This is a genomic window from Arthrobacter sp. yr096 (assembly GCF_900108925.1).
In the GTDB taxonomy this organism is placed as follows: domain Bacteria; phylum Actinomycetota; class Actinomycetes; order Actinomycetales; family Micrococcaceae; genus Arthrobacter.
Map to the genome: position 1 here is coordinate 132422 of NZ_FNYI01000004.1, position 18181 is coordinate 150602.

At 60.7% G+C, this 18181-nt stretch carries 16 protein-coding genes; 10 read left to right on the plus strand and 6 right to left on the minus strand.

Annotation, left to right across the window (positions count from 1 at the left end; genetic code table 11):
• Nucleotides 1–24 precede the first annotated feature (24 nt).
• The 9 genes from BMY91_RS11535 (at nt 25) to BMY91_RS11575 (ending at nt 10072) form a co-directional block, all read left to right on the plus strand.
• Nucleotides 25–597 (plus strand): DapH/DapD/GlmU-related protein, encoded by a 573-nt coding sequence (locus BMY91_RS11535; protein WP_090822000.1) that lies wholly within the window; start codon nt 25–27, stop codon nt 595–597.
• A complete protein-coding gene (locus tag BMY91_RS11540) occupies nt 594–1922 on the plus strand; it encodes an O-antigen ligase family protein (protein WP_090822002.1) in 1329 nt (442 codons plus the stop codon). Before BMY91_RS11535 ends, BMY91_RS11540 begins: the two co-directional genes overlap by 4 nt.
• Nucleotides 1919–3265 (plus strand): oligosaccharide flippase family protein, encoded by a 1347-nt coding sequence (locus BMY91_RS11545; RefSeq protein ID WP_090822004.1) that lies wholly within the window; start codon nt 1919–1921, stop codon nt 3263–3265. The genes BMY91_RS11540 and BMY91_RS11545 overlap by 4 nt, the downstream gene beginning before the upstream one ends.
• On the plus strand, nt 3266–4180 hold the full coding sequence (locus BMY91_RS11550; protein ID WP_090822006.1) for a hypothetical protein: 915 nt from the start codon (nt 3266–3268) through the stop codon (nt 4178–4180).
• A complete protein-coding gene (locus BMY91_RS11555) occupies nt 4177–5460 on the plus strand; it encodes a glycosyltransferase family 4 protein (RefSeq protein ID WP_090822008.1) in 1284 nt (427 codons plus the stop codon). The genes BMY91_RS11550 and BMY91_RS11555 overlap by 4 nt, the downstream gene beginning before the upstream one ends.
• Nucleotides 5450–6538 carry a glycosyltransferase family 4 protein gene (locus tag BMY91_RS11560; RefSeq protein ID WP_143054066.1) on the plus strand — a complete coding sequence of 363 codons (1089 nt, stop codon included), beginning with the start codon at nt 5450–5452 and terminating at the stop codon, nt 6536–6538. Before BMY91_RS11555 ends, BMY91_RS11560 begins: the two co-directional genes overlap by 11 nt.
• Nucleotides 6522–7739 carry a glycosyltransferase gene (locus BMY91_RS11565; protein ID WP_177179904.1) on the plus strand — a complete coding sequence of 406 codons (1218 nt, stop codon included), beginning with the start codon at nt 6522–6524 and terminating at the stop codon, nt 7737–7739. The genes BMY91_RS11560 and BMY91_RS11565 overlap by 17 nt, the downstream gene beginning before the upstream one ends.
• Nucleotides 7740–7926: 187 nt before the next feature.
• Nucleotides 7927–8265 (plus strand): PqqD family protein, encoded by a 339-nt coding sequence (locus tag BMY91_RS11570; RefSeq protein ID WP_090822014.1) that lies wholly within the window; start codon nt 7927–7929, stop codon nt 8263–8265.
• Between the two features lie 130 nt (nt 8266–8395).
• On the plus strand, nt 8396–10072 hold the full coding sequence (locus BMY91_RS11575) for a tyrosine-protein kinase domain-containing protein (protein WP_090822016.1): 1677 nt from the start codon (nt 8396–8398) through the stop codon (nt 10070–10072).
• Between the two features lie 330 nt (nt 10073–10402).
• Here BMY91_RS11575 and BMY91_RS11580 read toward each other — a convergent pair whose 3' ends face one another.
• Nucleotides 10403–11860, minus strand: coding sequence for a sugar transferase (locus tag BMY91_RS11580; protein WP_254779864.1), 1458 nt, complete (start codon nt 11858–11860; stop codon nt 10403–10405).
• 456 nt (nt 11861–12316) lie between these two features.
• On the opposite strand from BMY91_RS11580, the gene BMY91_RS11585 reads away from it, so the two are divergent.
• Nucleotides 12317–12976 (plus strand): helix-turn-helix domain-containing protein, encoded by a 660-nt coding sequence (locus tag BMY91_RS11585; RefSeq protein ID WP_256212707.1) that lies wholly within the window; start codon nt 12317–12319, stop codon nt 12974–12976.
• Between the two features lie 228 nt (nt 12977–13204).
• On the opposite strand, the gene BMY91_RS11590 is transcribed toward BMY91_RS11585, so the two are convergent.
• The 5 genes from BMY91_RS11590 to BMY91_RS11610 form a co-directional block, all read right to left on the minus strand.
• Nucleotides 13205–13756, minus strand: coding sequence for a transcriptional initiation protein Tat (locus BMY91_RS11590; RefSeq protein WP_090822021.1), 552 nt, complete (start codon nt 13754–13756; stop codon nt 13205–13207).
• A gap of 170 nt (nt 13757–13926) precedes the next feature.
• Nucleotides 13927–15180, minus strand: coding sequence for a hypothetical protein (locus BMY91_RS11595; RefSeq protein WP_090822023.1), 1254 nt, complete (start codon nt 15178–15180; stop codon nt 13927–13929).
• A 312-nt stretch (nt 15181–15492) separates the two neighbouring features.
• Nucleotides 15493–16149 (minus strand): GntR family transcriptional regulator, encoded by a 657-nt coding sequence (locus BMY91_RS11600; protein WP_090822025.1) that lies wholly within the window; start codon nt 16147–16149, stop codon nt 15493–15495.
• Nucleotides 16150–16261: 112 nt separating this feature from the next.
• On the minus strand, nt 16262–17299 hold the full coding sequence (locus tag BMY91_RS11605; RefSeq protein ID WP_090822027.1) for a transketolase family protein: 1038 nt from the start codon (nt 17297–17299) through the stop codon (nt 16262–16264).
• The gene (locus BMY91_RS11610) at nt 17296–18159 is read right to left on the minus strand and encodes a transketolase (protein ID WP_090822029.1); all 864 of its coding nucleotides are present in this window, start codon (nt 18157–18159) and stop codon (nt 17296–17298) included. The genes BMY91_RS11605 and BMY91_RS11610 overlap by 4 nt, the downstream gene beginning before the upstream one ends.
• Nucleotides 18160–18181: the final 22 nt, after the last annotated feature.

The window sequence follows — 18181 nt, forward strand, 5'->3', positions numbered from 1 at the left end:
CCAGGCCCTGGAACACCACCGAGGATGAGTCGGTTGGATCTTTCCGGGTTCACCGGCGCCGGCTACCACAAAGGCCGTGGACTACTCTGGCAAGCAGCCTGGTTCGCCATTCAACATCTGATCTTCCGCACGTGGTGGTGCCCCGCGTCCCTTCGGGTGCGCCTTCTCAGGGCCTTCGGTGCCTCCATCGGGCAGGGCGTGAAAATCCGCCACGGAGTTACTGTTCATTGGCCGTGGAAACTAGCCATCGGCGACAACGTGTGGATCGGCGTCGATGCCTGGATCCTCAACCTGGAGCCCGTCACCATTGGTTCCGATTGCTGCATTTCCCAAGGGGCCCTCCTTTGCACCGGCAGCCACTCCTTCGATTCCCCCACTTTTGAGTTCGACAACGCACCAATTGTCATTGGTGACGGGAGCTGGATTGGCGCCCGTGCCACGGTGCTGCGTGGCGTGAACATCGGCGACGCGTGCCTGGTAGGGGCCTCGGCTTTGGTGGTCAAGGACTTGCCCAGCGGGACACGACTGCTCGCTTCAACCGGCCACACGCGGAGCGGTGCCGCAAAACCTGCCGGCACGGGTGGAGAGCCGCTGTGAGCACGCTGATCATCTGGATCGGACTCTGCCTGGTCTTCAGCGTCGTCTTTGTTCGCCGTATGCACTTTGTTCTGGCCGCCGTTATTGTGGTGCGAATTCTGGTTCCCGGGGTGGTTCAGAACGAAGTAATGCCCGGGTTGCACCCGTCGATGTACTTGTTTCTCTGCTTTGTCCTGGTCCAGCTGGCATTCGCTCCAAGCATTTTCGGACGCGTCATCCGTTCTGCAGGAGTATGGCCTCAAGCAATTCTCGGTGGCATCGCGGCAGTCATGATGACCGACGTCGGAAATCCGGGCAGCGCAGGACTGCTGGATACAACCATGTTTGTGCTGGGCATCGTATGGGCACCGTACTACGTCTTCGTTTTCATGCGATATTCAATCCGCTCGGCACCAGCAGCAGGAAAAGTCTTCCTGGTGACGTTTGTCCTTTTGGGCCTTGCGGAAGCCGTGCTGTCTCAGATCCAGGTGGCCACAGGACGGCCCCTGGTGTGGGAAAGCGACTTCTCACGAATCTGGCTGAATGGCACTCAATCCGAGCTTGGTGCTGCCATTGGAACGTTTGGTCACGGTATCCAAGTTGGTGTCTTCTTTGCGGCCCTCATGCCTCTTCTCGCCCTGATCCGGTCCATGTTCCTTCGCTTCGCGCTGGCAGCAGTCCTCCTGGTCACGGTGCCGCTTGCCTACGGTCGTATGGGCCTCATCCTCACGATCGTCGGATTCGTTTTTCTGGTGATCATCGGGGGCCGCAGAATTCTTCGGAGCGTCCTTCTTGCAACGGCGGTCGCCGTCGCGCTTTTAGTTAGCATCCAGGGCGTCGCCGGTGAGAAGCTCTTGCATAAATTCGAAGATGACAACGGCTCCGCGGCCCTGAGAGTAGCCGCCTTCGACTGGTTCTGGGAGCACACTTCGGAGTTCTTCACGGGCGGGTATCCGGGCAGCCGGGATCTCAAGGGCATGGGCACTCTGGGCTCCAGTCTTGAGAACGGCTACTTCATGATGGCCCTCATGTTCGGAATTCTGGTTGTGGTGGCGTTCTTCGTCTTCATGGCTTGCCTCCTTTTGGGCCACTTCAAGATCAAAGAACGGGACAGCTGGCCGGGCGTCGCTGCGGCGGCGCTGATCATCGTTTCGATCAACGGCTATAGTTCCATCGGCGGCAACTCCATCGACATCCACCTCTTCTGGTTCGTGCTGGCCATGGCGAGCTACCGTTCCTCCCGGAATCCCCGCTTGGTGGAAAGCGCCCGGAGAGTGTCGTCACGTCGCTTGCCCGGTCAGGGCGGTTCATCGTCTTTTCCTGCGGGGCGGGTACCCGCTTCATGAGACAGCGTTTGGACCGCAGCACTGGCACGGACGTCGCTCAAAAAGAAAGCCATGGAAGCCGGATCTTCTATGCCGTAGCCGGATCGGCAATGACTCCGCTCATGTCACTTGCCACCGCTCCAATCCTGGCTCAATCGCTGGGTGTTGTGGGACGCGGGGAGCTTGCTGCCGGCATGGCTCCCATGCTCTTCGCGGTGGCTGTGGGAGCACTTGGCATCCCCGAGGCACTCACGTATTTCATTGCCAGGCAGGCGCGAGGCGCCCGCAGGGCCGTAAGACGGGCTTTTTGGATTCTCACACTGTTGGGGATCGCCGCTGCAGCGCTCGTGACGCTGAGCGCCTCGCTCCTCGCGGATGGAAACGCGGAAATCCGGCAACTCATTTTTGTTACCGCGGCCCTGACCGTTCCGACTTTTTGGGCCTCCGTGCCTAACAGCGTATTGGCCGGAAACCATGCGTGGAAGCAGTCAGCGTTGATTGACTTTGGCCTGTCCGCCCTGCGCCTTCTTGTTCTGGCCGTGATGGCCGCGGCCAATACTTTGACCCCTTTGGCGGCAACTATTGCGATGCTCGGCTTCCCCCTTCTGAAGGGGCTGGTGACGCTGCCGTACCTCATCAGGTACCGACGCGGATCAAGAAACGCCACCGCTGCAAGAGTCAGGTTGTTCAACTACGGAAGCCGCTTGTGGGTGGGTTCCCTGGCGGGAGTTGTCCTCTTGCGTCTCGACCAGCTTCTGATGGTTCCGTTCGCAAACGCGGCACAGCTCGGACTCTACTCTGTTGCCGTCAGCCTGGGAGAGATTCCCGCTTTGCTTTCAAGCGCCGTCCGCAATGTTGTGTTTTCCTCTGACGCGGAAAGCTCCCATCAGCGCGAGGACCAACAACGACTCCAACAGACCGCCCGTTTAACCTCGGCTGCGTCAGCCTTGGCGAGCCTCGGAATCGGAGTGTCCCTTCCGTGGGCCATCCCGTTGTTTTTCGGTGAGACGTTCGGAGCAGCTGTAGCAGTGTGCTGGGTGATTCTTGCAGGTGTGGCCCTCGGGAGTGCCGGTTCTGTAGCCGGTGCAGGGCTCAGCGCACGTGGCCGTCCGGGGCTCCGCAGCTGCGGCATGGTCATTGGAGCATTGCTCAACACCGCCATCCTCATGGTGACCGTACCAACCATGGGTGCAATGGGGGCGGCTCTGGCCACCCTGGCGGGAAGTGCGGTCGCCGGCACTATGAACATCGTGTGGCTGCGCACGCACTTTGGAATGACAATGCGGGGCTTCTATGGCCTCAGGCGCCACGATCTCCAGCTCGTCCACACAACGATTTCAAAGATGACAGACAGGAAGAAGTAGATGCCCGTTCCAATTAATCCGAGGCGTCAGCTCGCCTTGGACAGTTTACTGCCGAAGATTCCACGGCTTGCGTACAAGATCGGGCTCATCAGCAGCCTAAGAGTTCGTAACTTTTTAAGCCGGCAGAAAGTAACGGGGGCAGCGGACGTCGTAGTGAGCATGACCTCCTACGGGCGTCGATTGGGAATCGTGGCCCATGCCTTGGAGTCTATTGCCGGAGGTTCAGTAAGGCCGGCCCGCATGATCCTTTGGGTCGATGAGCCTGACTTCCAGCCCGAGGCCTACCCTATGCTTCAGCGCCTTCAACGGCGGGGCTTGGAGATCCGCTTTTGTGATGACTTTGGACCACACAAGAAGTACTTCCCCTATTGCCGTGACTTCGCCCGGGATGGACTGGACCTCGCGCTTGCCGACGATGACCTTATGTACCCGCGACGTTGGCTGGAGATCCTCATCCGCGCCTCAGGGCATGTTCATGAGATCCCGGCCTACAGGGCTCATCGCATGAAGACTAATGCCGGAGACGCAACTCTTGCCGATTACAACTCGTGGACACCGGCTCCAGTTGGTTCAAACAGCCACGCCAATTTCCTGACGGGAGGAGCGGGGGTGCTTCTACCTCCCCGGCTGCAGTCCGCGATAAAGGACGCAGGAACGCAATTCCTCGACGTGGCTCCCCGCGCGGACGACATCTGGCTGAATGCGTTGGCGATCCGCAGCGGTTATCGACGCCGGGTGGTCGACGCTGCCGGGCAACACCTCACGATTTACCCCCGATCACAGGAGCAAGCCCTGCACTACGAGAACGTGAGCGAAGGCAAGAACGATACGCAATTGGCTGCGGTCTTCAGTCTTGCCGATGTCACCTCCATAGCCTCCGACAATGCGGCAAACGACATCACCACCAAACCATGACCGGATCCACGCCAAATACCTCCGCGGGTTCCATGGAAACGGTGCTTGTGCACCCCTTCGGGAACGAAAACGTCCGTCAGACCCTGACCGCGCTGAGTGAACACCGCCAACTGTCCGCCTTTGTCACCTCGATCGGATGGACAGATTCTGAGGCACTGTCCTGGCTCCGGCCCGCAAGGTCACTGGTTGAACGCCGGCTGTTTCCCATGATCGGAGACCATCAGCTGCACGTCACGCCGGCGAGTGAACTCGTCCGCAACCTTCTGCTGCGTGCGCAGCCGGCGGGGCTACGACGACTCGGCTCAGCTTCGGGTCCACTCTCGGCCCACTGGGTGGCCAACCAAGTGGAGACGAAGGCCATTAAGACGCTCCAACGGCTACCTCAACCGGGTGCTGTCTACGGATACTCAACCTTCGCCTCAAAGGTGTTCAGGGCGGCCCGGGAACGCGACATGGAAACGATTTTGGAAGTTCCCCACGTTCACTGGGCTACTACCAGGCACTGGGCCGAGCATCTTGAGGGCCTCGCACCTGGATGGGCAGTCACGGCACGCCAGGATTTGTCCCCAAGCCTGGTCCATTCCAAGGAAGACCTTGAGCTCCAACTGGCAACCCGGCTGATCTCGCCGTCGGCTCAGGTCACTGAGAGCCTGCGTGCGGCCGGTGTCGAGAGCCACATCGCAGAGATTCCCTACGGCTGCCCCCACGTCCACCCTGGGCAGGCTCCGCTGAGCTGGGACGGACGCGGCCCGCTCAGGGTGTTGTTCGTAGGCCGCATAGTAGGCATGAAGGGTATTGCCGACGTTGTGTCCGCTGCAAAAGCGCTCTCTTCCGCCGTGCACGTTACGGCTATCGGCCAATTGCCGGGCGAGACGTTTCCTGCCCTCGAGGACATGCTCGGAACTGTCGACTACCGCGGGACCATGCCACGGAGTGACATTCTCCTGGAAATGCGAAAGCATCACGTGCTGTTGCTGCCGAGCCTCGTGGAGGGCCGTTCCCTCGCGGCCTTGGAAGGGCTGAGCCAGGGGCTACCCGCGGTGGTGACGCTGGGAAGTGGAGTCGATGATCTGGTGGTCCAGGGCGCGGGAGCAGTAGTGGATCGTTTTGCGCCCGAACAAATTGTCGCCGAGCTGCAACGATTCCTGGATAATCCTGGACTGGTTGAAGAGCGGAGCGCCAAGGCGTTGGAGATCGCCCGAGCATCAGGCTGGGGTCCCTTTCGTGAAGGAATTGCCCGGTTCCTCCAAGAAATTGGAAGTGGTGCGCGTGGCAAATAGCCCAACACCCGAGCAACGACCGCTGAGGATCGCTGTGGTGGCGCATGTCTTCTATCCGGGCGTTGGCGGTGTGGAGATCACTTCCGACATCCTCGCGCGCGGATTCATGAGGCACGGCGCTGAAGTATCGGTCATCACAAACACCGCAAAACCCGACCAGACAAGAGATTTCCCTTATGAAGTCATCAGGCGACCGTCGCCACGGCGCCTGTTCGCTTTGGTGCGCAGGGCCGACGTCGTCTTCCACAACAACCCCGCAATCTCGCTGTGGTGGCCATTGGCGCTGCTTCGCAAGCCGTGGATGGTCTCCCTCAGGATGTGGGTGACCATGCCGGGGCAGAAGCTAACCCGAATACAGCGGCTCAAATACGCCGCCAAATACCGCATCATCCAGCGGGCGGACGTCATTGTGGCCAACAGCAAAGTTCTGGCAGATCATGTTGAAGGCGACGTCGAAGTCATTCCGAACAGTTACCGTGATGAACTCTTTTCAGTGCTCGACGACGAGGTCCGCGCTCCGCTGGGAATCGCCTATTTGGGGCGCCTCAGCGAGGATAAAGGCGTTGACCTCCTGATCCAGGCAGCAGCGGAACTAGTGGGGGACATAGAAGGCTTCTCACTGACAATTGTGGGTGACGGCCCGGAACGTGAGCGCCTCGAAAATCTTGCTGGGAAAAGCGGTTTGGGCACGGCAGTGACGTTCCTGGGCTCTCAGGGTCCGGAAGAGGCCAACCGGATTCTGAACAGGAATTCCATTGTTGTTATCCCCAGCCGAATGCCGGAGCCGTTTGGCACCGTCGCTCTTGAAGCTGCGGCTGCGGGGTGCGTCGTCATTTACGCAAACCACGGCGGGCTGCCAGACGCCGCCGGCAGTCAGGCAGTGGGTTTCAGCCCACTGGATTCGAAGTCGTTGCACAGCCACCTTCGTGCACTGCTCAGCAATCCGGACGACGTCTTTGCCCGGCGGAGAGACGCCCTGACTCATGCGAACCGGCACAAAGAGAACATCATGGTGGACCGCTACTACGCGGCGATCGAACGCACGCTCAAGGAGGCCGGCCGTGGAAGAAATCGGTAGCGACGCATTGAGGATAGTCCAGGTGGTAACCCTGGTCAGCCCGGACGGCGCCTACGGCGGGCCCGTGCGGGTTGCGCAAAACCAGTCGATGGAACTTGCCAGGCACGGACACCAGGTTCAAGTATTCGCCGGGGTGCGCGGGGAAGTGGACCAACCGTACTTTGGCGACGGTGTGCGGTCGCGCCTCTTCAGGGCGATCCGCATCATCCCCGGCACCGGGTTTGCCGGGCTGGCAGCTCCAGCAATGTTGCCGGCGCTGTGGCAGGCGCTCAAGGGTGCAGATATTGTTCACCTCCACCTTGCGCGGGACTTGGTGATGCTTCCGGCCGCCCTCCTTTGCCTCATGCGGGGCATTCCTTTTGTGGTCCAAACCCACGGGATGATCGACGAATCCGATAAGAAGCTCGCCAGGATTCTGGACACCCTGGTGACACTTCGCGTGCTGCGGGCCAGCAAGCGATGCTTTTGGCTGACGCCCGAAGAACAGAGATCACTCGGAGGGCTTCTGGGTGCCCGTCACGGAACCCTGGAACGGCTGGTTAATGGAGTGCCCCGGGCTGACGCCGCCGAAGACAAAGAGACAACGTCCTTCGAATTCCTCTACCTGGCACGACTGCATAAACGCAAAAGGCCTTCGGTGCTTGTCCAGGCAGCCACTCTTCTCTCCACGACCACCGACAAGCCGATGGAAGTGGCTCTGGTGGGACCGGACGAAGGCGAGGAGCCGGAGGTTCGACGTCAGATTCAGGCCTTGGGATCGTCCGGTTGGATCCGGCTTGAGGGGCCATTGCAACCCAGCAAAACTCTGGACCGAATGAGAAGGGCATCGGTGTATGTGTTGCCGTCAGTTGACGAACCATTTCCCATGAGCGTCCTGGAGGCAATGTCCGTGGGCGTTCCGGTCATTGTGACTGACAGTTGCGGACTTGCCCCTTTCATTGCAGAGTCCGGAGCGGGCATCGTCTGCGACTCATCCGTCCACAGCCTTTCTGCCGCCCTGCGTCGTTTCTTGGAGGAGCCGGGTCTGTTGGCATCTTCGTCGGCTGCCGCCATCAAACTGACCAGGGAACGCTTCTCCATGGACAGCGTTACCAAGCAGCTTGAAGACGTTTACCGCGATCTGACCAAAGCCGGTTCGGACGCCTCGCCTCCCCCAGCGATCAACGAGTCGAGGAATGTGGCGACCCACCATAAGTACTGACAAATCAAGGCGTAAATACGGAGAACCGGCCGATCACGGATACGGAGCTGGACGCGCTGAGGCGCCTTGAAAGCAACCTTTCAAAGCGGGGTCACAAGGCACTCCGCGCAGATTGACCATAAGTGCGGGCCCGGCAGTTGTTAAGACTGCTTCCAAGGGTGCGCCCCGGATTCCAGGAAACAGGTACATGCACGTGACGCAGTTCTGGCATAAGGCAAAAGCCGTCGCTGAAGTCCCCACTCACGGTGAAGAGCGCTGGGCTCTCCTGAATCTGAATCAAGGTTCCCCCCTTGTTCTGCTGGGCTCGGCGGCCGCCATCTGGGAACTCATTGATGGAACGCGGACTGAAGGCGACATTCTCCAGGAGTTGAACAGGGCTTTCCTGGGCGTGAACGGAACTTCCATGGCGGAGCAGGTTCGGAGCTTTTTGACCGAACTGTCCGTTCACGGCCTCGCCGAGAGCAACGAGCGTTCATCAGCTGCGCAACCCGATGGGCCATCCAAGGGGGCTGAGCCTAGGTACTGAGGCCAGACGTATATGAGGTTCTCAGTGCCTCATGACAGTACCGAGACTGACATAACAGTCTTGGAATAGTACGCACCTGGCATGCATGGAGAGGACCACACAATTGCTGCAGGACGATAAACCTCAAGGGATGTCAGGCAATGACCTCCTTTCCGTAGTCCGCTCACATTGGCTCGGGATCCTGGTCATCACGGTGTTGATGACGGGAGGATCCCTTGGCTGGTATGCCCTGCAGCCCAAGGTCTACGCAGCTGAATCCAGCGGCATAGTGGTCGCCGCCGGGGCCGAGAACCTCGGTTTGTCCCTCGCTGGGGACAGCCTGGCCAAATCCAAAGCCAAGGGTTATCAATCAGTTGGCGAGTCCATCCTGGTCGCTGAAAGCGTCATCAGGACCTTGGGTTTGAAGGAATCGGCACCGGACATCACAAGATCCATCAGCGTGAGTGTTCCCCTCGATTCGGTTGAGATTCGAATCACCGCACGATCCTCAGATGCCCAGACAGCCCAAAATGTGGCTGATGCGTGGGTTGCCGCTCTGGCGTCACAGGTCTACGAATTGGACAAGGGGAATGCCAGCCCGGGCACAGAGCCTGTCACCAAGATCGTCCCGTTGGCGAAAGCAACCCTGCCCTCGGCACCTGTTTCCCCCCTGCTGACCGCGACCATTGGAATTGGCTTGGCCGGTGGTTTGCTGGTTGGCCTTGGCTATGCCCTGGCCCGCAACCACTTTGACCGCAGGATCCGCGCAGCAAGCGAAATCGAACGCTTGTTCGGCCTCGCGGTTGTTGGAACCTTGCCGTTGGACAAACGGCTCAGTGAAAAATCAAGCGTCCTTGAAAGTACATCGGTGGTTCACCGCGTTCCTGGCGGCCATGCCATGGCTGAGGCCTTGCGGGAACTTCGGACCAACCTGAACTTTATTGACGTGGACAACCCACCCCGTATTCTTCTGATTACCAGTTCTCTGCCTTCCGAGGGCAAGAGCACTGTAACCAGCAATCTTGCTGCGACGATCGCCGCTGCCGGAAGAGACGTCATCGTTGTTGATGCCGACCTACGCCGGCCCACGGTTCATCAGGTTTTCGATGTCCTGCCGGATGTAGGCGTGACCGATATTCTCTCAGGCCGGGCATCCATCGACGACGTACTTCAGGAATGGGGCCCGAATCCGCGGCTCAGAATCCTCACCGCGGGTCGAATACCACCGAATCCCTCTGAGCTCCTTGGGTCACGGGCGATGGAACACCTGCTGAAAGACCTGGCGCAGCGGGCTATTGTCCTCATTGATGCGCCGCCTCTGCTCCCTGTCACGGACGCAGCTGTCCTTTCCCGCGTCGCAGACGGCACCCTGGTGGTTGCACGCGCCCGTAAGACCACCCGGGACACCCTGTACAGGGCCCTCAGCAACCTGACGCGCGTTCAAGGGCGGGTGCTGGGCGTCATCCTCAACTGCGTGGCTACCAAGGGACAGGGCGATCTCAACTATGGCTATTACGGCGCGTACGTCAGCGCCGACGAGTCACGGGACACCATTCCACCGCGTTCAGGGATGAACCCCACCTCCCAACCCGGACATGCTGGGGTTTCGGTGGACGGCAATGGTTTCGAGGCACATTCACCGTGGCAGGGACCTGCCAAGGCTGCAGAGATCACTTCCCAAGCGATGCTGTCAGGCCTGGGCCATGCCATAGCCGGGCCCTCAAATTCCCTGACAAACAGCTCTGACACCCCGTCATTTTTGGCCCCCGAAAGCCAATGGCGTTCCCCCTCTGATGGGAGGGGCCGACGCTCGGCCCCACCGAGCTAGGGTCTGACAGTCCCCCGCTTACCTCACCTACCCGGTTTCACCCGAAGTGCCGCGACTTGCCCCAAGGGGCAGACGCGGCACTTTTTTGTGCCCGGCTCCCGCGCCGCCAGCCTCAGCGGGCGGGCTGGCCCCCTTGTCGGCGAGGCTTCCCCCCATCGCCTATGCCGGACGCATCACTGCCTTGGGCGTCGGGGACGGCAGACGCATCCCTCGACTGGCTTCACATTGAAGATACGAGGATCTCACTCATGGCAAGCAGGCAGAGCAGCACTGTTATCCCACAGGCCGCCCCTGCCCTCAACTGGCAGTCGTTGAGGGCAGGCGCGGGTGTCAGTATGCGCCGTCTTTGCCGAATACGGCTCTGACCGTGCGCAGTAGGTAAATCATGTCCTGGAACATGGACCAGTTCTCCACGTAATAGAGATCCAGTCGAATTGAGTCATCCCACGACAGGTCGCTTCGTCCACTTACCTGCCATGGGCCAGTGAGGCCTGGTTTAACGAGGAGCCGACGATGGGCAAAGTCATCATAGGTTTCCACTTCCACCGGTAGTGGGGGCCGAGGACCTACAAGGCTCATGTCGCCCCAAAGGACATTGAAAAGTTGTGGCAGCTCATCGATGGAGTAACGGCGGATGAAGCGGCCAACCCGGGTGACGCGAGGATCATCCTTTAATTTGAAGAGAACGCCGTTTCCCTGGTTCTTTGCGGCGAGCTGAGCCAATTGCTGCTCGGCATCGACAACCATTGACCGGAACTTCAGCATGCTGAAAACTTCACCGGATCGGCCTATACGCGTCTGGCGGAACATCGCGGCGCCAGGGCTGTCGAGCTTGACCAGCAGTGCAACGACGCACATGGGAACGGCCAGGATAATGAGGAGGGCCAAGGACGCCAGGATGTCGAATCCGCGCTTGGCCAGCGCCTTGGGGCCCTCGAGGTTGGGCGTGGTGACGTGGATCAGGGGCAGCCCCGCCAACGGCTGCATGTGAATGCGTGGGCCGGCGACGTCGGTCAGAGCTGGTGCCATGAACATGCCGATGTCCCGGGCCGTCAGCGTCCAACCGAGTTGCCTCAGTGTTGGGGGGTCGACGTCGGCGCCGGAGATGGCCACAGAGTCCGCAGCGGTGGCGTCCACAGCCGCCAGTATTCCGGCCAGGTCCCTGCCCTTACCAATGACGGGCAATTCAAGACCTTCCGGCCAGGGCTCCTTTGCGTCCGGAGCGGTCAGGTACGCTGCCACCGGTTGATAGCCCGCCGCTGGATGGGCCACCAGCTGCCGAACAAGGTGGGCGGCACTCTGGGCCCCTCCGATGACCAGAACCCGGCGCAGGTGCTGGCCGGACTTTCGTCGAAGGATCAAGCCTTTTCGCAGGGCCCAACGGCCTATGAGCAGCGTTACGATGCCTAACGGCAAGGCCACTGCCACGTAGCCTCGGGCGGTATCGAGCTGGAACACGTAGGAGAAAATGGCTATCCCCCCGAACAACCAGAGTGAAGCTGTGGTCACTCGTCTGTACTCATCAGTGCCGAAACCCTGTATTCGTGGTTCCCTGGTACCTAATGCGCCCAAGGTAATCCACCACAAAATATCAAGGACCACACTGACCAGGGGATAGGGCGTCTGCACGGACCAAACATCCAAAGAATGGCGTTCCAGGCCGAAGCGAAGGAGCTCGGCGATAGCAACGGCCCAGGTGATGCAGAGAAAATCAACCAGCAGCACCCTGACCCGCCCATCACGCTCAAGCACGTCCAGCTTGTCATTTGCCTGCCGTGAGCTGCTCACACGTTGAACGGGGTTTCTAATCAAAGTCGACACCACAAATTCCATTTAGGCTAGCTGAAGGTTCCGGTGGAACTGTGGTCGCAGTTCCCGCTTGAAGTGACCGCTGCCGAAGCCTGCCCTGCGGATGCGCACGCCCTAAGCTGCGGCTCTAAGAGGGGCCCGCTGCGGCTTCTCGGGTGCGGTCATTCTTCATTCCTGACAAAACGGAGTTGCTCCGTCTGTCTGATTATGGAAGAGCCCTGCACAGGCAGCGATCTGCCTGCTCTCGAAGTACTAGGGTGGCCCACAAGCAGCGTCAGGCAACGGCGTGATCCCTGGGCGGCGCACCACTGAGCCCGGGCCCGCGACAGCCACTGATGGAGCTGGGGAGCGGGCTAGTTTACTCATGTGTCAGATCACCAACACCTAAGAGCTGGCGCCGAAGAAGCCCGGGCTTATCCATCGATCGGGGGCAAAATGGGAGCAGTTGCCTACACCTTCGATGTCGATTTCATTCACAGGAATCCGGTCCTCTCCAGCGCGATAATGTCCGAGTGGCAAAGCAGTACGGAAGCCACAACGCTGGGGAAGGTCTATACATCGTGGTCTTCATTTTCGCGTGATCATCCACGGGCAGCCCACTGGATAGTGCTGGACGCGTTCTTTGACGATGAAGTGCCCCTTCCGCTGAAGGTGCGCACCATTGCGGCAACCGGCCGGCGCTGCATTGTATTGGGCAGGGTCAGCCAGGCTCAACGGTCCGCCCTGGCTGCGGAGGGCGCCGTGGCAATTCTGGATGACGACTCCACAGCTGCCGAAATTCCTCGTCAGATCGAAGCGGTTGTGGTTGGCTCAGTAGCCCCACTCCCTACGGAGTCGAGCATCGGAACCAGGCTTACAGACCGTGAAATACAAGTCCTGGAGCTCTTCGCGCAACGCCGGGCGTTGACCGCCTCCACAATGGCCGCAGCACTTGGACTCCGCACGACCACGGTGCGCGGCCATCTCTTCCGGGGCCGCAGGAAACTCACGGCCGCTGGCCTCAGGTGTGCCACACGCGGAGAACTGGCAAATGCACTTCAGGAGATTGGGTACAGCCACACGGACGCTCAGTGGCAGGCCGCTGGAAGATGGTGAACAAGAGGGCAGGCAGGCCGCAGGCCGCAGTCCGTTCGGCCCGAGGCCAGTGTCTTGCCCACAGCTGACAAACGCTTGAACCCGTAGGCCCATGATGCGGCCTACGGGTTCAACGAATGGGACGGGGCCTTGAGGGGCACCGTCCCATGTCCAGGGTTAGCTCACTCGCCACCCCGTTACGGCTGGCCGAAAATGAGACCACAACCGCAACAGGGGCGTTTCGACTTTTTAGTCGGATTCCGTCAGAACCACATTGATGACAGAGACGGTGGTGACGCCGTTGCTGGTCACAGTCACGGTCATAGTGGCCGTTGACGGCCTCTCCGAACTGCTCAGGTTCTGTGTGCTCACCGCAAAGAGTGCAACACCATCGGCCCCGGTGGTAACGGTAGCGCTGCGGCTTTGGTCCGACTCGGGGCCGCCGTTGTCCGGCGCTGGGTAGGCGTAGATACCAAGCACGTCACCGTCGTCGTTCTGTCCCGCTACGGTGACCGTGACAGTGGCGCCTACAACGGGGTTGCCGTTCGCGTCTTTAACCGTGACGGGGAAGTCGTAGGCCCTTTGGTCCAGGTCCTCTTCGAAGCTTCCGTAGTGGTGGTCGCCCTTCCAGTTGCTGATGACGGTTCCGGTTCCGGGCGTCACAACTACGGGAGGGACTGAGGCGGCGATTGCCGGAGTTGCGGCAGCGACTGCAATGACCGGAATGCTCCACGCAGTGCCGATCATCACTTTACGTCGATCTATTTCCGGATTTTTTATTTTGCCTTTATCCAAGGTCATCGTTTGCTCCTTCAAGCCAGTCAGTGCGCCAGCAGACTGAAGTAAATCTGTAATAGGAAAATTCGGTGCAATCGGAACTTATCACTGCGCTGTTTTGGCGACATTTTCCCGCTTGGAATGTACTACGCGGGACTTCTCCACACTGGATTAGCCGGCATCTGTTTCAGGGGCTATGCCGCCAGCAAAACCCCGTGGGCCTGAAGTTCTTCCACGCTGCTGAGCAAATGGGATTTGTACCCGACCGGAAGTCCTATGTCAGGGGCGATCCGCTCGGCGATGCCGTTGATGTCGCAGGGAGTTGCCAGTGCATGCCAGATCGCCGGACCCACTCCGCTAAGCCGGACCACGCCACGGTCAGTCATGACCAGGAGCTCCGTCCCTTCCCCATTCGGCAGGGGAATCTCAACGGCATCTACCAACTCGGATCTCCTGAGCAGCCCAGCGCGAACGGCATCCCGGGACAGAGGCCCTTCGGGGGACTGCAACCCGTCACCAAGGACTGCCGCCCATGTCTTGGAGATGGCTGGCCGCTCAAGCAGGGCAGGCAAGACGGCGGCCAGATCTCCTGCCTCGCGGTATGACACACGGACGGCGCCACCGGTGGCGTCCAGAATCTCGCAAAGACGCCGCATTGGCTGGTGGACCTCACCAAGGGACGAGGTGTGGGGTGCAAGTTCGATGATGGCTTCCGCGTGTCCCAGCGGGGTGACCGTGGGAACGGCAGCGTCGGGATCCCGGTCCAGCAGTACAACCGACGCCAGGGCTGGCGCGGCCGGCGCCACGAGCAGGCCGAGGTCGTCGGGGCTGATCTGATGCTTGGGAGAGGCCGGATCCTGGATAATCACGGAGAGTGGCTTCGCGTAGGGAACCATCACGCCCAAGCCATCCACGGCAACGGTCTCATCGGTGACGTAGCCAAGGGCCGCCCCAAGGCGCCTGGTGGCGGTGGTCTTCCCCATGCCCGAACGGCCTACGAGTGCCACCGCGCGGCCGTTTGTCACATCAGCCAGTGCCGCGGCATGCAACATCACCAGGCTTCCCCTGCCCGCGGCGATGCCCGCCAAGGTTATGGAGCTCGTCAGCTCCGACGCGAAGTCCCTGAAGGTGCGGCCGGTAACCACGGCCGTGCCAACAACTGATGAGACTGTCGCCCGGAACGGGCGTTCTTCTGAGTGCTCCGGGCCCGCGACGGAGTGCGTTCCGGGAGTCGGAACCGAGCCGCCGGAATGATCGAGGCACCGTGACCAGGCCCGCCGCAACTCCGCTCGAAGCTCCGCGGTCACTCCTGCAAGCAGCACCACTGAGACAGGGGACCCCAGAACACGGAGTTTCAGTTCGCTATGTTCGGCAATCCTGGCTTGTTCTCCTGCCAGCTCGACCTCTCTGGCTCTTCCTTGATTGCTCGCCGCCGACCCTGTCGTCATGGTGGTGCTCCTGTTCCGTAAATGGTCTCTGCTGAAGGTGCATCAGCAGCAATGGTCGTGACCACGCAGGCGTCAAAGGACCCGTCCACTGATGATTGCCCCGGACCACATATAGTCAGCTTCTAGATTCAACCACACGAACACCAATTCAATAATCCTTTTCCAGGAAAGAAAATTTGCCTGCCGGAATGCCGGGAAGGGTTTTATTGACGACCCCATTGGACGCGCCCTTGAAGGCAAAAGAAAAGCACGCCTTCCAGCGTGCTATCCCTCAGATGATGAGCAGGATTCAATCAAGCAGGTGCCGCAAATCTATCCCACCAAATTCTCGGCCGCGCCATCCATGTGCGCGATGATGGTTTCCCGCGCCTTCGCAGCATTCCCGGTCTCAATGGCGGCCACAATGTCGTGATGCCGGCCAACGCTCATGTTCCGGGTGGCGCGTTCCAGCCCCGCGAACATGATGGACATCCGGATGGAACCCTCCAGGGATTCCCACGAATGCAGCAGGGTTTCGTTTCCCGACAGGCGGCAGAGCGTGCGGTGGAACTCAAGGTCGGATTCGATCCGCTCCTCCAGTGATGACTTCGAAGCCTTTTCCATGGTGTCGACGGCGGCACGCAGCTCCGCGAGTGCAGCTTCCTTGTCCGGCATATCACTGAGCGTCCGGGCCGCCAATGATTCAAGGACACCGCGGACGGAGAAGATGTCGCGGATTTCCTTGACGTCCAGGTGCCGCACGGACATCCGGCCGCGGGCTCCGGCGGAGATCAGCCCTTCCTGTTCCAGCTGACGCAGCGCTTCCCGGAGGGTGCCGCGGCTGATCTGGAGCATCTCGGAGAGCTCGGTTTCAACCAGGTGACGGCCAGGCTCAAGCTCTCCACTGGTGATCGCGGTCCGCAAAGCGGCCAGCGCCTGTTCGCGAAGGCTCTTCTTCTCGAGTCCCAGCAGTGATGCGGTGACGGCCATGGTCTGTCCTCGGTTCTATGGGCGACTGCTAACAGTCCGGTGTTAACAGTCGATACTACGGGCAGGAGTGCGGGACGGGCAGTCATGTCCGTCCCGCACTCTCAAAGAAAACTCAGCCGAGTTCCGCCAGCACCTTCGCCACGATCCGGTCCACGGACAGGCCGTACCGTTCGTGCAGAGTTGGCAGCGCACCGGCGTCGAGGAATTGGTCCGGAAGCGCGATGGGAACCACCCGCTTGCCGAGACCCGCGGTGACGACGGCGGACGCAACAGTCTCGAACAGACCGCCAACAACAGTGTGGTTCTCCAGCGTCACGGCAAGACGATCCGTGCTCAGTTCCGCCAGTACAGTGGCCGAGTCGAACGGCTTGATGGTGGGCGTGTGCACCACGGCCACGTCCACGTTGTGCTTCGCCAAGGCTTCGGCGGCCTGTAGGGCGCGCATGGTCATCAAGCCGGAGGACACGAACACAACGTCGTTGCCTCCACGCAGGACCTTTGCCTTGCCGAGCTCAAACGTATAGTCGTACTCATCCAAAACCGTGGGTACGTTGCCGCGCAGCAAGCGCAGGTACGTGGGTCCGTCCGACGCCGCGAGCTGGGGAACAGCTTGCTCGATGTCAATGGAGTCGCAGGGATCCACGATGGTCAGGTTGGGCATGCCGCGGAAGATCGCCATGTCCTCGGTGGCCTGATGACTGGGCCCGTACCCGGTGGTCAGGCCGGGAAGCCCACCCACAATGTTGACGTTCAGGTTCGGCTCGGCGATGTCCAGGCACAGGAAGTCGTAGGCACGCCGTGCCGCGAACACGGAGTAGGTGGACGCGAACGGAATAAGGCCGGTCTCAGCCATGCCCGCTGCAGCGCCGAACAGGAGTTGTTCGGCCATGCCCATCTGGAAGAACCGCTCCGGGAAGGCTTTGGCGAAGATGTGCATGTCCGTGTACTTGCCGAGGTCTGCCGTGAGGCCAACAATCCGGGTATCGGCCTCGGCGGCCTTGACCAACGCGTGGCCAAACGGAGCCGGCGTGGTCTTCTGTCCCGGATCAGCGAATGACGCGATCATGGCGGAGGTTTTCAACTTCGGCTTGGCCGCCTGAACGGGGGCGGAAGAACCAGCGGCGCCGGCCGCCGTCGTAAGTGTGCTCATGCTGAAGCCGTCCCTTCGTATCCAGCGGTCAGCTGTTCGCGGCAGACCTGCCATTCGTGTTCTTCGATGCGCATGAAGTGCGCCTTTTCGCGGGTTTCCAACAGTGGCACGCCGCGCCCAACCTTGGTGTCGCAGAGGATCACGGAAGGCTGACCGGTAGCAGCGGAGCGCGTGGCGATGTTGTCGAACGCCGCCAGCAACGCACCGACGTCGTTCCCGTCCACGCGCTGGGTGTACCAGCCGAACGATTCCCACTTTTCAGTGACCGGTTCGGTGCGGAGCACGGTGTCCGTGGCTCCGTCGGCCTGGAGGGCGTTGATGTCCACCATGGCCGTCAGGTTCCCCAACTGGTGGTGGTGCGCGCCCATGGCGGCCTCCCAGGTGGAGCCTTCGTCCAGTTCGCCGTCGGAGAGGAAGTTGATCACGCGGGATGCGGAGCCCTGAAGTCGCAGGCCAAGAGCCATGCCGACGGCGATGGTCAGGCCGTGGCCCAGGGAACCGCCGGAGATCTCCATTCCCGGGGTGTAGGTGGACATGCCGGACATCGGCAGGCGGGAATCGTCCGAACCGTAGGTTTCGAGTTCGGCCACGGGCACGATCCCGGCTTCGGCCAACGCTGCGTAGTGCCCGATTGCGTAGTGGCCCGTGGAGAGGAGGAACCGGTCGCGCCCCTCCCAATGCGGGTCCTCGGCGCGGTACGTCAGCTGGTCCGCATAGACGGAGGCGAGCATGTCCGCGGCGCCGAGGGCCTGGCCAACGTACCCCTGGCCCTGGACCTCGCCCATGGTGAGGGCGTGATGACGGATTCGGTAGGCGGCGGCGCGGATGCGGTCAACGCGCCCGGGTTCAGGGGCTGCCATGGGCGCCGCTTCAACTGATGAG

Bases quoted from the DNA above. Each gene is read 5' to 3' on its own strand.
- BMY91_RS11535 (WP_090822000.1), top strand. From the start codon at position 25: ATGAGTCGGTTGGATCTTTCCGGGTTCACCGGCGCCGGCTACCACAAA.
- BMY91_RS11545 (WP_090822004.1), top strand. From the start codon at position 1,919: ATGAGACAGCGTTTGGACCGCAGCACTGGCACGGACGTCGCTCAAAAA.
- BMY91_RS11550 (WP_090822006.1), top strand. From the start codon at position 3,266: ATGCCCGTTCCAATTAATCCGAGGCGTCAGCTCGCCTTGGACAGTTTA.
- BMY91_RS11555 (WP_090822008.1), top strand. From the start codon at position 4,177: ATGACCGGATCCACGCCAAATACCTCCGCGGGTTCCATGGAAACGGTG.
- BMY91_RS11570 (WP_090822014.1), top strand. From the start codon at position 7,927: ATGCACGTGACGCAGTTCTGGCATAAGGCAAAAGCCGTCGCTGAAGTC.
- BMY91_RS11575 (WP_090822016.1), top strand. From the start codon at position 8,396: ATGTCAGGCAATGACCTCCTTTCCGTAGTCCGCTCACATTGGCTCGGG.
- BMY91_RS11585 (WP_256212707.1), top strand. From the start codon at position 12,317: ATGGGAGCAGTTGCCTACACCTTCGATGTCGATTTCATTCACAGGAAT.
- BMY91_RS11590 (WP_090822021.1), bottom strand. From the start codon at position 13,756: ATGACCTTGGATAAAGGCAAAATAAAAAATCCGGAAATAGATCGACGT.
- BMY91_RS11595 (WP_090822023.1), bottom strand. From the start codon at position 15,180: ATGACGACAGGGTCGGCGGCGAGCAATCAAGGAAGAGCCAGAGAGGTC.
- BMY91_RS11600 (WP_090822025.1), bottom strand. From the start codon at position 16,149: ATGGCCGTCACCGCATCACTGCTGGGACTCGAGAAGAAGAGCCTTCGC.
- BMY91_RS11605 (WP_090822027.1), bottom strand. From the start codon at position 17,299: ATGAGCACACTTACGACGGCGGCCGGCGCCGCTGGTTCTTCCGCCCCC.
- BMY91_RS11610 (WP_090822029.1), bottom strand. From the start codon at position 18,159: ATGGCAGCCCCTGAACCCGGGCGCGTTGACCGCATCCGCGCCGCCGCC.